Origin of the sequence: Streptomyces fradiae ATCC 10745 = DSM 40063 (genome assembly GCF_008704425.1) — a bacterium.
GTDB lineage: Bacteria > Actinomycetota > Actinomycetes > Streptomycetales > Streptomycetaceae > Streptomyces > Streptomyces fradiae.
The window spans coordinates 758458-771531 of sequence record NZ_CP023696.1; the positions used below are offsets into that span (position 1 = coordinate 758458).

Here is a 13074-nt window from a genome sequence, read left to right on the forward strand (position 1 = left end):
CGGCGGGTGGGCCTCGCGGGCGGCGGGGTGGCCGATGCCGGGGCGGGCGCGGTCGCTCGCGGGCCGTCAGGCCGCCGCGGCGGCCCCGGCCTCGCGCAGTGCCTCCACGGCCGCCCTGATGGACGGCCGCCGGTCCGCGTCCACCCGCCACACCGCGTAGATGTGCCGCCGCATCTGCCGGCGGACCGGTACGAGCGCGACACCCTCGGGGACGGGGCCTCGCCCGAGCCGCGGCGTGACGCACACGCCGAGCCCGGCCTGGATCAGCGCCAGTTGGGTGTGGTGCTCGCCCGCGAGGTGGGCGATGCGCGGTTCGATGCCCTTCGAGCGCAGGGTGAAGACCAGCCAGTCGTGGCAGAACTCGCCCTCCGGCCAGGAGACCCAGTCGTCGTCGGCGAACTCCTCCAGGTCGACCTCGGCGCGCCCGGCGAGCGGATGGCCCGCGGCCATGGCCACGTCGGCGGCGTCGTCCAGGAGCGCGGCCTGGGCGAGCCCGCCGGGGACGGGGAGGCGCTTGTTGCTCCAGTCCAGGACGACGGCGAGGTCCACGTCCCCCCGCAGCACCTGGCGGATGCCGTGCTCGGGCTCCAGTTCGCTGCTGCGTACCCGCAGTTCGGGGTGGCCCGCCCGCAGGGCGGTGATGGCGCGGGGGAACAGGCCGCGCGCGGCGGTCGGGAAGCCGGCGAGCCGCACCTCGCCCACCACCCGGCCGCGCTGGGCCTCGATGTCCGCCTGGGCGAGCGCGACCTGCGACAGGATGCGGGCGGCGTGCCCGGCGAGCAGGTGCCCGGCGTCGGTGAGCCGGACGCCCCGGCCGTTCTTCGCCACGAGCTGCTGGCCGACCTCGCGCTCCAGCTTGGCCAGTTGCTGCGAGACGGCCGAGGTCGTGACGTGCAGTGCGTCGGCGGCGCCGCTCACCGAGCCGTGGCGGGCGAGGGCGTCGAGGGTGCGGAGGCGCTCCAGGTTCAACACATAAGCGATACTAAGGGGAAGCATCAAGAAGATCTCACTTGTTCTAAGAGATCATCGGGTCCAGGCTGGGCGCCATGAGCACAGCGCCCCCGCCTCCGCCCGCACCCTCGTCCCCGCCCGCGCCCTCGTCCCCGCCCGCGCCGTCCTCCCCGTCGCCCGCCCCGCCATCTGCCTCCGATGCCCCGTCGACGGCGCCCTCGCCCGGCCCCGCGGACCGGCGGGCCCGCGTCGACTGGCGGGTGCGCTTCGCGGCGCTCGCGGTCGTGTGGGGCTTCAGCTTCCTGCTGATCAAGGTCGGCACGTCGGCGTACGCGCCGTTCCAGGTGACGTTCGGGCGGCTGCTCTTCGGCACGCTGGTGCTCGTCGCGGCCATGGCGGTGCGGCGGGCGGGCCTGCCGCGCGGTGCGCGGACGTGGGCGCACCTGGCGGTGGCGGCGTTCTTCCTCAACGCCCTGCCGTTCTCGCTCTTCGCGTACGCCGAGCTGACGATCCCGTCGACCCTGGCGGGCATCTGCAACGCCACCTCGCCGCTGTGGGGCATGGCCCTGTCGCTGGTCGCCCTCTCCGAGGACCGCCCGACGCGCCGCCGCGTCGCCGGTCTGGGCGTCGGCTTCCTGGGCGTCCTCACGGTGCTGGGCGCCTGGCAGGGCTTCTCCGGCGTGGACATGACCGGCACCGCCATGGCGCTGCTGGCGTCGCTGAGCTACCCGGTCGGCTGGATCTACGTACGCCGCACCCTGGCGGGGCGCGGGGAGTCGCACCTGTCCCTGACCGGCGCGCAACTGATGCTGGCGACGGCGCAGCTCGCGGTGGTGACGCCGCTGCTCACCAGCCTGCCCGAGGCGTTCCCGGTCCTCCCGCTGCTGGCGGTGGTCGCGCTCGGCGCGCTGGGTACGGGCTTCGCGATGCTCGTCCAGTACGGGATCGTCGCGGAGGTCGGCCCGACGACCGGCCAGATGGTCACCTACTTCATCCCGGTCATCGCGACGGCTGCCGGGGTGACCCTGCTCGACGAGCCGCTGACCTGGAACACCCCGGTCGGCGCGCTGATCGTACTGGCGGGCGCGGCGCTGACGCAGAGCCGGGCGGGAGCCGCCCCGCGCGCCTCCCGCACCGCGCCCCGCTCCTCGCCCCCCTCCCGCACCGGCCGTACCGCACGGCGGGGGCGCTCCACCTGAGGCGACAGGGCCGGGGGCGCCGGCCCCGACCCGGCGACGGGGACGGCCACCAGGCGACAGCCGCCGGCCGTCGGCCGTCGGCCGCCGCGCCTCAGCGGTACGACCGCACCGCCGCGGTCCCCGCCGTCACCGCCGCGGCCACCGCGGCGGCCAGCGGCTCGATGTCGGCGCCGGTCAGCCCGGACACGGTCAGCCGGACACCGGGCGGCGATGCGAGCCGGAACCGGGCGCCCGGCGCCACCGCCCACCCGGCCTGCAGCAGCCGCGCCACCGCGCCGGTCTCGTCGGCCACCGGCACCCACACGTTCATCCCGCTGCGCCCGTGCGCCCGCACGCCCCGGTCCGCGAGCGCCCGGACCAGCGCGTCGCGCCGCTCCCCGTACGACCGCGCCACCGCCGCCCGGTCGACGGCGCCGGTCCGCCAGAGGTGCACGACGGCCCGCTGGAGGACGTGGCTCACCCAGCCGGGTCCGAGCCGCAGCCGTCCGAGCACCCGGTCCACGGTGTCGGCGTCGCCGGTGAAGACGGCGAGGCGCAGGTCCGGCCCGTACGCCTTGGCGACCGACCGGACGAACGCCCACCGGCCGGTCGCCCCGCCGAGCGGCCGGAGCGGCGCGTCGACGAAGCCGTGCCCGTGGTCGTCCTCCACGACGAGCACCTCCGGGTGCCGGCCCAGCACCTCCCGCAGCCGCGCCGCCCGCTCGGCGCCCAGCGCGGCGCCCGTCGGGTTCTGCGCCCGCGCGGTGACGACCACCGCGCGGGCGCCGCCGTCCCGTACCGCCCGCTCCACCTGGTCCGGCAGCGGCCCGTCGTCGTCCACGGCCACGGGCACGGCCCGCAGGCCCAGCGCCGGCACGAGGTCGAGCACGCTGCCCCAGCCCGGGTCCTCGACCGCCACCGCGTCGCCCGGCCGCAGGTGTGCGGCGAGGATCCGCTCGATGGCGTCCAGCGCGCCGCCCGCCACCCCCACGGGCCCGTCGGGCACCCCGTCCGCGTCCAGCGCGGCGCGGGCGAGCCGGGCGAGGTCCTCGTCGACGGGCGGCTCCCCGTACATCACGGGCCGCCCCGCGCCCGCGGTCGCGGCGGCCGCCAGTGCGGGACCCAGCGGCGGCAGCAGGGCCGGGTCCGGGTTGCCGTGGCCGAGGTCCCGTACGCCCTCGGGGGCCTCGATCCGCACGGCGTCCCGCGCGGTGGTCGCCGGCCGCGCGCGCACCCGGCTGCCCCGGCGTCCGGCGGTCTCGATGACGCCCCGCTCGCGCAGGGCCCGGTACGCGGCCGCGACCGTGTTCGGATTCACCCCCAGGCCGGCCGCCAGCTCCCGCATGGGCGGAAGCGCCTGGCCCGGCCGCAGGTCGCCCGACGCGACGCCGCGCTCCACGCTCGCCGTGATCTCCGATGCGCGGCGCCCACTGATCCGATACTCTCCTAGCACAAACAGCATTATGCACTAGTGCAATGGAGGCCGCAATGCCGGAGACCGCCACCCCCGCCGCCCACGGGGCCGTGGAAGCCCATAGGGCGCCCGGGTCCCGCGGGGCGTACGAACCGACCGAGCTCACCGTCCCGACCCGGGGCCGCCCGAGGGCGTCCTACGACCGGGAGCTGGTCCACGCGATACTCGACGAGGCGTACGTCTGCCACCTGGGCTTCGTCCGCGACGGCCGTCCGGTCGTGCTGCCCACCCTGTACGGGCGGGTCGGCGAGCGGCTGTACGTCCACGGCTCCACGGGATCCCGGCCGCCGCGCATGGCGGGCGCCGGCGGGACGGACGCGGGCCTGCCCGTGTGCCTGACGGTCACCCACGTCGACGGACTGGTCCTGGCCCGCTCGGCCTTCCACCACTCGGTCAACTACCGCTCGGTCGTGGTGCACGGCACCGCCCACCAGGTCACGGACCGGCAGGAGAAGCTCGCCGCGCTGGACGCCCTCGTCGACCACGTCGTGCCCGGCCGCTCGGCGGACTCCCGGCCCGCCAACGCCAGGGAGCTGGCCGCGACGGCCGTCCTCCGCCTCGACCTGGCCGAGGTGTCCGCCAAGGTGCGCACCGGCGGCGTCAACGAGGAGCCCGAGGACCTGGGCCTGCCCCACTGGGCCGGGGTGATCCCGCTGACCACGCGGTACGGAGCGGCCCAGCCCGACCGGGACCTGGACCCGTCGATCGCCCTCCCCGGCTACCTCGCCGCGCTCTGAGGGGTCGCCGCCCCCCGCGGCGCGGGGCGTCCGCCACGCGGCTCCGGCCCCGCCCCGCCGGAGCCGGAACCGGGGCCGCTGCCGCAGCCGCAGCGGGACCCGAATCCGTGATCGGAGCAGGAACGGGAGCCGGGACCGGTGCCGGGCCCAGCCCCGTCCCCCGTCCCGGCCCCGTCCCCCGTCCCGGCCCCGTCCCCCGTCCCGGCCCCGGCCCCCGTCCCGGCCGCCTCCCCCGTCGCCTCGCCGCGCCGGGCCGCCGCCAGCCGGGTCTCGCCGAGCGCCAGCCCGGTCACCGCCGCGAGCAGCAGCAGGGTGCCCGCCACGGTCGCGGCGGTCAGCCGCTCGTCGAGCAGGACGACCGCGATGGCCGCCGCGCTCACCGGTTCGAGCAGCATGATCACGGACACGGTCGCCGACCGCACCGCGGCCGCGCCCACGAAGTACAGGGCGTACGCGAGCGCGGTCGGCACGGCGGCCACGTAGGCCATGAGCGCCAGGACCCGTGCCGGTTCGGCCGTGTGCGGCACCAGTCCCTCCGCGGCGGCGAGCGGCAGCAGCCCGACGGCGCTCACCGCGAACGCCCAGGTGGTGGTCGTCAGCGCGTCGCCGCCGCCCCCGTCACGGCCCAGCCACCGGGTCAGCAGCGTCATCGCGGCGTACGCGGCGGCCGACAGCAGCGCGAGGACCACTCCGGCGGGCCGCACGGTCGCCGCGTCACCGCCCAGGACGAGGACCGCCAACCCGGCGAGCGCCCCGGCGACCGCGGCCGCACCGCCGCGTCCCAGCCGCTCGCCCAGGGCGAGCCGGGCGCCCACCGCCATCAGGACGGGCCCGGCACCCAGGGTGACGACGGTGCCGACCGCGAGACCGGTCGCGTCGACGGCCGCGAAGTAGGCGCTCTGGAAGACGGCCAGCCCGATCCCGGTGCCGAGCACCTGCCCGAGCACGCGCCGCCGCGAGCGGGTGCGCCGGCCGCCCGCGGGGCGCCGGCGCACGGCGAGGACGCCGAGCAGGAGGACGAGCCCCCCGACGCAGCGCCAGAAGGAGAGGGCGAGCGACCCGAAGTCGCTGGCCCGGAAGAGGAGGGAGGCGGCGGCCCCCGCGGTGCCCCAGGCGACCCCGGCGACGATGAGGTAGAGGAGGCTGCGCCCGACGGACGCGGCGGCGGGCGTGGACGTACGGACGGGGTGGTGCGACACGTGATGCTCCGGTGGGAAGACGGCTTGCGGCTGCTCTGCTGCGCACGCGGGCAGCGACGGGCCGCTCGGGGCGCTGCCCGAGCCGGGTCTTCGTCAGGAGGCCGCCGCCCGCGTCACGCGGCGGGAGGCGGAAGTACGGTCGCGTGCATGGCGGGCAGCCTAGGTGGCGGCCCGGTCGGTGGACAACCTGTCCTGGCCGGGCAGGGGGTCGGAGCCCGCCACGGGCCCGGAGGCGGCCTTGGGCGTGGACCGCTGGGCGATGAAGGCGCCGACGAGCACGAGTGTGCCGCCCGCGATCTGCGGCGCCGACAGGTGCTCGCCGAGCAGCACCCAGGCGAGGACGGTGGCGATGACCGCCTCCAGGCAGGCCACCACCCCGGCGACCTGCGGGGACAGCCGCCGCACCGAGACGACCCCGGTGACGTACGCGAGAACGGTCGCGACGAGCACGATCCAGCCGAGCAGCGCCCAGGCGGGCGCGGCGGTGCCGCCCAGGTCGGCGGCGCCGGCGAGGACGCCCCACTCCATGCCCCAGGGGCGGGCCACGACGGTGAGGACGGCGGCGCCGACGAGCAGGCCGTACGCGATGACGCCCAGCGGGTCGACGGGCCGCTCCCCGTCGGCGCCCTGGTCGGACAGGACGAAGTAGCCGACCTGGCAGCAGGCGGCGCCGAGGGCGAGGAGGAGCCCGAGCACGTCGAAGCCGAGCCCGGACCACACCTCCACCACGCAGGCGAGGCCGGTCACGGCGAGGACGACCCCGAGGGCGGCGGCCCGCGTCACCGGGCGGCGCTGCACGAAGCGGACCCAGCCGAGCACGAGCGCGGGCGCCAGGTACTCGATGAGCAGGGCCACGCCGACGGGGATGCGGGAGAGCGCGGCGAAGTAGAACGCCTGGACACCCGCGACGGCCAGCAGGCCGAAGCCCGCGAGGAGGGCCGGTCTGCGGCGGAGCAGATCGCGGTGGCGCCAGGCCAGGGGCAGCATGACGAGCGCGGCGCCGGTCACCCGCAGCCACACCACGTGGAGCGGGTCGAGGCCCGCCTCGATGAGCGGCTTGGCCGCCACACCCGATCCACCGAAAGCGAAGGCCGAGGCCAGGGCCAGTCCCAGGCCGGCGCTTCTCACCTGAGACGCGTGCATCGGCACATGATGGCAGGCGTCTGTCAGGAGCGTAAAGCCTGTCGCACCTGTTGAGACGGATGCTCGACGCGGGCGGTCAGCAGGCCCCTGTCGACTCCCGCGCGGGTGAGGACCTGCACGGCCCGGCAGTGCGGGTCGGCGGCGAGCCCGGCGAGCAGGTCGAGGGGCCGGGCGCGCGGCTCGCCCCTGGCCCGTGCCCGCGCGAGGGCGGCCTCCAGGGCGGCGCCCGCCGCGGGCGACCACCCGGCCCGCACGCCCGCGAGGACGGGGCCCGCGGACCCGGCCCCCTCCCGGACGGCGGACCCCCGCGGCCCGGCCCCCTCCCGGACGGCGGAGCCGGCCCATCCGGTCGGACCGGCCTCGTCCGTCGCGGCCGGTCCGGGGGGCTCCGGCGCCTCGCCCCCTCGCACGACCGCTCCCGCGCCCGAGTCCTCCACGGTGCCGTGCCAGCGGAGCCCGTAGCCGATGCTGCGCTGGACGAGGTAGGCGAGGACACGGGCGGCGCGCTCCGCCCCGAGGGCGGCCCGGACCTCCGGGTGGGACTCCGCGAGCGAGTGCAGGAGGTGCGCGGTGTCGATCTGCCGGTCGCCGTCACGCGCGGCCCTGCGCCGCGCCGCGGCCACGACGGCGGCGAGTTCGGCGCCGAGTCCGTCCCCCGCCCCGGCGTCCCGCACCGCGCGGGCCCCGGCGTCCCGCACCGCGCGCGCATCGGCGCCCTGACCCGCCCCGGGGTCGGCGTCCTCGGCGGTGTCCCGGCCGGCGGCCGCCGCGGCAGGCGCGCGGGCGGGGCGGGCCGGGTGACGCGAGGGGGAGCTCTGCACCCTCCCACCTCATCAGGCGGGCGCGCCCGCGGGCATCCTCGTGAGGGAGCATGCGGCGTCCCACACAGGGTGGGCTCCGGGCCCCGGCGCCTCCTCCTCAGGGAGGAGACCGCGCCGCCGGGCTCGACCGCGGCTCGCACCCGCACGACGCGACGGTGATCGGGGCCAGACGTCCCGGATTGGCCTTGGCCGGCCGGTCCGGCGTGCGCGTACGGTCTCCGCCATGCGCATCCGAATCGTCGACGCCTTCACCGACCGTCCCTTGTCCGGCAACCCGGCGGGCGTCCTGCTCCTCGACGCCTTCCCCGACGACCGGTGGCTCCAGCGGGTCGCCGCGGAGGTCAACCTCTCCGAGACCGCCTTCGCGCACCCGCTGCCACCCGGCGGCGACGCCGACTGGGCGCTGCGCTGGTTCACCCCGGCGACCGAGGTGGACATGTGCGGCCACGCCACGCTGGCCACCGCGCACGTCCTGCACACGGCGGGCCTGGCCACCGGCACCGTGCGCTTCGCCGCCCGCTGCGGGGTCCTCGTCACGACCGCCGCCGAGGACGGCACGATCACGATGGACTTCCCCACCTCGACGCTCACCCCGGTGGAAGCGCCCGAGGGCCTCGCCGAGGCGCTGGGCGCGGAGGTCGTGTCGGTGCACGACACGGCCGCCCACATCGGGGACCTCCTGGTCGAGCTGCGGGACGAGAGCGCCGTACGGGGCCTCGCGCCCGACCTGGCGGCGCTGGCCGCGCTGTCGGACCGGGGCGTGATCGTGACGGCTGCGGCGAAGGACCCGGCGCGCGGCCACGACTTCGTCTCGCGCGGCTTCTTCCCGAACGTGGGAATCGACGAGGACCCGGTCACGGGCAGTGCGCACACGGCCCTGGCCCCGTTCTGGTCGGCGCGCCTCGGCCGGAGCGAGCTGACCGGCCTGCAGGGCGGCGCCCGCACCGGGGTCGTCCGCACGGCGCTGCGCGGCGAGCGGACGCTGCTGACCGGTCAGGCGGTCACCGTGATCGACGGCGACCTCCGCGCCTGACGCCGGCTCGGGCGCCGGGCACCGCGCCCGACCGCGTCCCGCACCCGGCCCCCGCACCCGGCGCCCGTGCCCGCGCCCGCGCCCGCACCGGTCACGCCGTGGGCAGCCACCCGACCCGGCCCGCGAGCAGGGCGTAGCCGACGAAGGCGACGATGTCCAGCAGTGCGTGCGCCACCACCAGCGGCCCGACCCGCCCCCAGCGCCGGTACAGCAGCACGAAGACGACGCCCATGACCAGGTTGCCGATGAACCCGCCGATGCCCTGGTACAGGTGGTACGAGCCGCGCAGCAGCGCGCTGGCGGCGAGCGCCGCCGTGGGCGACCAGCCGAGCTGCCCCAGCCGGCGCAACAGGTAGCCGACGACGATGACCTCCTCCACCACGGAGTTCTGGATCGCCGACAGGATGAGCACGGGGAACTTCCACCACTCGCCGGGCAGCGACTCGGGCACGACCGTGAGGTTCATGCCGACGGCCCGCGACAGCAGGTAGAAGGCGAGTCCGGCACTGCCGATGGCGGCCGCCACGAGGGTGCCGCGCCCGAGGTCCGACCAGGGGTGGCGGCGGTCGAAGCCGATGGCGCGCAGTCCCGCGCCCTCGCGGGTCAGCAGGTGCGCGACGAGGACCACGGGCACGAGCGCGGTGGCGAGGGAGAAGAGCTGCCAGGCGAGGTCCAGCCACGGGCGGCCGGGCGCGAAGGAGCCGTTGAGGGTGGCCGCCTGGTCCTTGAGGCCGCCGGGTCTCGTCAGCGACCCGACGAAGCTGATCAGCGAGGACACCGCGCTCGCGCCGAGCGACAGGGCGAGCACGATCAGCGTCTCGGACCGCAGGACCTCCCGTGGCTCGCCCGGCGGCGTGGCCGCTCCCGCCGTCCGTTCCGCACCTGTCCGCACGCGCGCCTCCCGTCGTGGACCTTGCGCGTCCAGCTTGCCCGACGGCGGCGCGGGCCACGTGGACGGGTCCCCCGCGAAACACCCCCGCCGGACGCCGGACCCCGGACGCCGGACCCCGGACCCCGGACCCCGGACTCAGGACGCCCGACGCCCGACTCCCGACGCCAAACGCCGGATGCCGGACGCAGGGCGGGTCGCGCGGCGGCCGTTGCGCGGGGCAGGACTCCGAGGCGCGACGGCCGTCCCCCGGGCGGGAGCCCGCCGACGCCTCAGCGGCCGTCCCGCGGGTAAGGTCCCGGCGCCCCGGCCGGCCAGGTGTGCACCGGCTCGCCGGTGAGCGCCAGTTCGCGGTAGCGGCGGGCGGTGGCCGCGAGGGCCGCCTCCCGGTCGAGACCCGCCTCCTGCGCCCGGTGAAACGTTTCGCTCTGCCATGACGCCCCGTTGACCCGGCGCCGGCAGCGCTCCTCGATGATGCCGAGGCAGCGGTCCCGGTCGGCGGGCTCGATGCCCCACGCGTCCAGCCCGGACGCCGCGAGCGGCAGCAGCTCGTCCCGTACGAGCTTCACCGCGGGCACGGCGGTCACACCGCCGCGACCGGGGCGGGGCCAGCGCAGCTCGGCGTCGATGCCGTACCGGCAGGCGGTGTCGAAGTTGCCGGCGGCGTCCTGGAACGCCATGCGCCGCCACACCGGCCTCGGGTCCTCGGCGAGGGCGCGCACCAGCCCGTAGTAGAAGGCGGCGTTGGCGACGACGTCCTCGACGGTGGGGCCGGCGGGCAGGACGCGGTTCTCCACCCGCAGGTGCGGCACCCCGTCCACCACCCCGTACACGGGCCGGTTCCAGCGGTAGACGGTTCCGTTGTGCAGGACGAGTTCCTGCAGGGACGGGACGCCGCCGTCGTCGAGGACGCGCAGCGGGTCCTCGTCACCGCACAACGGCAGCAGCGCGGGGAAGTAGCGGAGGTTCTCCTCGAACAGCTCGTAGGCGCCGTCCACCCAGCGCTCGCCGAACCAGGTGCGCGGCCGCACCCCCTGCGCCTGCAGTTCCGGCGGCCGGGTGTCCGTGGCCTGCTGGAACAGCGGCGGCCGGGTCTCGCGCCACAGCTCGCGGCCGAAGAGGAACGGGGAGTTCGCGCCGGTCGCGATCTGCACGGCGGCGACGGCCTGCGCCGCGTTCCACACGTCGGCGAAGCGCTGCGGGGTGACCTGGAGGTGGAGCTGCACGGAGGTGCAGGCGGCTTCCGGGGTGATGGAGGCCGCCGTGCAGGCCAGCCGCTCCACGCCCTCGATCTCCAGCGTGAAGTCCTCGCCCCGTGCGGCGACGATCTGGTCGTTGAGCAGCACGTAGCGGTCGACGTCCGAGATGTTCACCAGGTCCACGTCGTGGCGGGTGAGCGTGGGCAGGATGCCGATCATCAGGATGCCGGCGCCGAGCTCCTCCGCTTTCCGGTGGGCGTATCCCAGGCCGGTGCGCAGCTCCTCGGAAAGCTGGGAGAAAACGTGCCCGGCGAGGGGGTGCGGAGCGATGTTCACTTCGAGATTGAACATCCCGAGTTCGGTCTGGAAATCGCGGCTGGCGATGCGCTCCAGCACCTGCGCATTCATCATCCGGGGCAGCCCGTCGGGGCCCGCGAGATTCAGTTCTATCTCCAGCCCCATGAGATTGCGCGGCCGGTCGAACCGTTTCTCCGTGAGGAGCCGCCCCAGGGCGTCCAGGCAGCCCCGGAGTTTCCTGCGGTACCTCTGCCGATCGGCCAGGTCGAACCTGACTGCCACGACCTTCTCCCCCATCGAAGCGTCCCTCCTCGAGTGGGCGACACGCGGCGTCGCCGCTCGGTCAGCAACGATGATGCCCAGCCCCGCCGATCCGTAACGCCCACCCGGCGAGGGCTTTGCCACTACTCTGCTCGGGAGAGGCGTCCGGCACATTCCGGAGGCATGGAGCGGCTAGCAGATCACGCCGTGCGGCGCGGGGGAAATGGGCGGCGATATCCAGCCGTCCGCCCCGTGGGGAACGCCGCAGGCAGGGCTTCGAGGCAGCGGATAATTCACCGGAAATGGCTGCCGATCCGAGGCGCGCAGCCGTCTTGACGAGGTTATCGCGGGCGGCTAGCGGAAACATGGTGTGAACATTTGTCGTATAAACTCCGCTCGCGAGGCTGGGATCCCGGCGCCCGGCACGGCGTACCGGCGGCCCCACGGCCCCGTCGCTGACAGCGTCGTCCGCACCCACGCACGCTCCACCTCCTCCTGTCTCTTGAGTGAGAGGCGACCCACATGCCGCTCCACGTCTCCCCGGCGCCCGCGCCCGCCCTGCACAGCGTCCTCGTGGCTCTGGGCTCCCCCGCCCTGCGCGAGGCGGGCACCCCCGCCCTGCGGTCCGTCCCGGGACCGCTCAGCGCCGAACTCCCGCTGCCCGTGCACGTCCTGGCCGCTCCCTCGTCCGATTCCCCGTCCCGGCCGGAGTTCGAACCGGAGCCGCGGCCCGCGCCCGCGCCGGGCGCGGGGCCGGCCGGCGCGCCCGCCACCCGCCTCGCGGGGTGGCGCTTCCTCATCCGTGAGGGCGCGGCGACCCTGGCCGCCGCCGACACCCTGCGCACGGCGGGCGGCTGGACCTTCTCGCACTTCTTCGAAGGCCCCTACCTCACCTCCACGGAGCGGGCCCTGCGCCAGGCGGACGCGTCCGGGTCGCCGTGGCAGCCGCGCCTGCTGTCGGTGCCCGACCTGTACATGCTCACCCTGTGGCTGCACGGCGACCCGGAGGCGGACCCGGCCGAGGGCTCCCCGGCCCCGGCGGACGTGCTGATCCCGCTGGCGCCCGCGCCCCCCGGGATCGCCGCGCACCGCCCGTACCGCGTCGCGGACCTGCTGCCCCGGCTCGCCGTGCGGCTGGCACCGCCGCCGCTGCTCGGCTCGACGGCCTGACGGGCGGCCTCCAGCGGCCCGGCGACGACCGGACCGCCCGGGCGCCCACCCGGCACCGCGGTGCCCCGCGTCCCTCCCGGGAGGGGCGCGGGGCACCGCTGCGCGCACGTCTGGTCCATCCGGGCTAGTCCAGCCCGACCAGGCAGAACCACCCGAAGGGAGGGGGTGGTTGAGCCGAACCATCCGCGCGGGTGACTCGTCCTTCCCCAACAGGAAGCGGTGCCGCGAAATCCCTGCGGAATCACGCCCGTGGGGCAACACTGGGAACGGACCGATCGAAAGACGGGGGGCGGCCATGAACACCGTGTCGAGCCGCAGAGCAGACTCCACATCGCAGCGAAAGAACCGAGCCATGTGCCAGCACCAGTCACCCTGCCCGACCGCAGACTCCGCCGACCGGGAGGCCGCCCGCGTGGTGGCCCACCACCCGGAGCAGGGCTGGAGCCTGCTGTGCAACGGCGTCCTGCTGTTCGAGGACACGGGTGAACTGCTGCCGGACGGCCAGATCATCGCGCCGCACCGCCCGCTCACCACGGCGCGGGTCGCGAAGGCCGCCTGACCCACCACCCCGGCCCATCACCCGGCCCACCACCCCGGCCCGTCGCCGGGCACGCGGAGGGACGGGCACCGGTACGGCCGAGGCCGCGTACGACCGGCCGCGTACGGCCAGGCGCCGTACGACCGGGGACGTACGACCGGGGACGCGCACGCCGAGGGGCCGG

General features: G+C 76.3%; 11 protein-coding genes and 1 pseudogene. 5 read left to right on the forward strand and 7 right to left on the reverse strand.

Going from position 1 to position 13074, the window contains the following annotated elements:
• Positions 1-66: 66 nt before the first annotated feature.
• Positions 67-972, reverse strand: a complete 906-nt coding sequence (locus CP974_RS03230; protein WP_031128650.1) for a LysR family transcriptional regulator — start codon at positions 970-972, stop codon at positions 67-69.
• 74 nt (positions 973-1046) lie between these two features.
• On the opposite strand from CP974_RS03230, the gene CP974_RS03235 reads away from it, so the two are divergent.
• Positions 1047-2150 (forward strand): DMT family transporter, encoded by a 1104-nt coding sequence (locus tag CP974_RS03235; RefSeq protein ID WP_078915333.1) that lies wholly within the window; start codon positions 1047-1049, stop codon positions 2148-2150.
• A 91-nt stretch (positions 2151-2241) separates the two neighbouring features.
• Here the strand turns inward: CP974_RS03235 and CP974_RS03240 are convergent, their stop codons facing one another.
• The gene (locus tag CP974_RS03240) at positions 2242-3582 is read right to left on the reverse strand and encodes an aminotransferase class I/II-fold pyridoxal phosphate-dependent enzyme (protein ID WP_051838932.1); all 1341 of its coding nucleotides are present in this window, start codon (positions 3580-3582) and stop codon (positions 2242-2244) included.
• A gap of 35 nt (positions 3583-3617) precedes the next feature.
• On the opposite strand from CP974_RS03240, the gene CP974_RS03245 reads away from it, so the two are divergent.
• Positions 3618-4340 (forward strand): pyridoxamine 5'-phosphate oxidase family protein, encoded by a 723-nt coding sequence (locus CP974_RS03245; RefSeq protein WP_078915331.1) that lies wholly within the window; start codon positions 3618-3620, stop codon positions 4338-4340.
• A 239-nt stretch (positions 4341-4579) separates the two neighbouring features.
• Here the strand turns inward: CP974_RS03245 and CP974_RS03250 are convergent.
• The 3 genes and pseudogenes from CP974_RS03250 to CP974_RS03260 all read right to left on the reverse strand — a co-directional run.
• Positions 4580-5539 (reverse strand): annotated as a pseudogene (locus tag CP974_RS03250) (DMT family transporter); the annotation flags it as partial.
• A 159-nt stretch (positions 5540-5698) separates the two neighbouring features.
• Positions 5699-6682, reverse strand: coding sequence for an EamA family transporter (locus tag CP974_RS03255; protein ID WP_037936516.1), 984 nt, complete (start codon positions 6680-6682; stop codon positions 5699-5701).
• A 23-nt stretch (positions 6683-6705) separates the two neighbouring features.
• Positions 6706-7380 carry a Clp protease N-terminal domain-containing protein gene (locus tag CP974_RS03260; RefSeq protein ID WP_107066984.1) on the reverse strand — a complete coding sequence of 225 codons (675 nt, stop codon included), beginning with the start codon at positions 7378-7380 and terminating at the stop codon, positions 6706-6708.
• A gap of 346 nt (positions 7381-7726) precedes the next feature.
• Here CP974_RS03260 and CP974_RS03265 point away from each other — a divergent pair, with 346 nt between their 5' ends.
• Positions 7727-8536: a PhzF family phenazine biosynthesis protein gene (locus CP974_RS03265; protein WP_031128642.1), complete on the forward strand. Its 810-nt coding sequence runs from the start codon at positions 7727-7729 to the stop codon at positions 8534-8536.
• A 91-nt stretch (positions 8537-8627) separates the two neighbouring features.
• Here CP974_RS03265 and CP974_RS03270 read toward each other — a convergent pair whose 3' ends face one another.
• Positions 8628-9428 carry a CPBP family intramembrane glutamic endopeptidase gene (locus CP974_RS03270; RefSeq protein WP_031128641.1) on the reverse strand — a complete coding sequence of 267 codons (801 nt, stop codon included), beginning with the start codon at positions 9426-9428 and terminating at the stop codon, positions 8628-8630.
• A gap of 269 nt (positions 9429-9697) precedes the next feature.
• A complete protein-coding gene (locus CP974_RS03275; RefSeq protein ID WP_085921202.1) occupies positions 9698-11218 on the reverse strand; it encodes a glutamate-cysteine ligase family protein in 1521 nt (506 codons plus the stop codon).
• Between the two features lie 486 nt (positions 11219-11704).
• Between CP974_RS03275 and CP974_RS03280 the strand changes: the two genes are divergently transcribed.
• Both CP974_RS03280 and CP974_RS03285 read left to right on the forward strand, forming a co-directional pair.
• The gene (locus CP974_RS03280) at positions 11705-12352 is read left to right on the forward strand and encodes a hypothetical protein (protein WP_031128639.1); all 648 of its coding nucleotides are present in this window, start codon (positions 11705-11707) and stop codon (positions 12350-12352) included.
• Positions 12353-12704: 352 nt separating this feature from the next.
• On the forward strand, positions 12705-12911 hold the full coding sequence (locus CP974_RS03285; RefSeq protein WP_031128638.1) for a DUF5999 family protein: 207 nt from the start codon (positions 12705-12707) through the stop codon (positions 12909-12911).
• The last annotated feature ends 163 nt before the right edge of the window (positions 12912-13074 follow it).

Excerpts from the sequence above, each read along its gene's own strand:
- CP974_RS03235 (WP_078915333.1), top strand. The coding sequence starts at position 1,047 with ATGAGCACAGCGCCCCCGCCTCCGCCCGCACCCTCGTCCCCGCCCGCG.
- CP974_RS03245 (WP_078915331.1), top strand. The coding sequence starts at position 3,618 with ATGCCGGAGACCGCCACCCCCGCCGCCCACGGGGCCGTGGAAGCCCAT.
- CP974_RS03255 (WP_037936516.1), bottom strand. The coding sequence starts at position 6,682 with ATGCACGCGTCTCAGGTGAGAAGCGCCGGCCTGGGACTGGCCCTGGCC.
- CP974_RS03265 (WP_031128642.1), top strand. The coding sequence starts at position 7,727 with ATGCGCATCCGAATCGTCGACGCCTTCACCGACCGTCCCTTGTCCGGC.
- CP974_RS03275 (WP_085921202.1), bottom strand. The coding sequence starts at position 11,218 with ATGGGGGAGAAGGTCGTGGCAGTCAGGTTCGACCTGGCCGATCGGCAG.
- CP974_RS03280 (WP_031128639.1), top strand. The coding sequence starts at position 11,705 with ATGCCGCTCCACGTCTCCCCGGCGCCCGCGCCCGCCCTGCACAGCGTC.
- CP974_RS03285 (WP_031128638.1), top strand. The coding sequence starts at position 12,705 with ATGTGCCAGCACCAGTCACCCTGCCCGACCGCAGACTCCGCCGACCGG.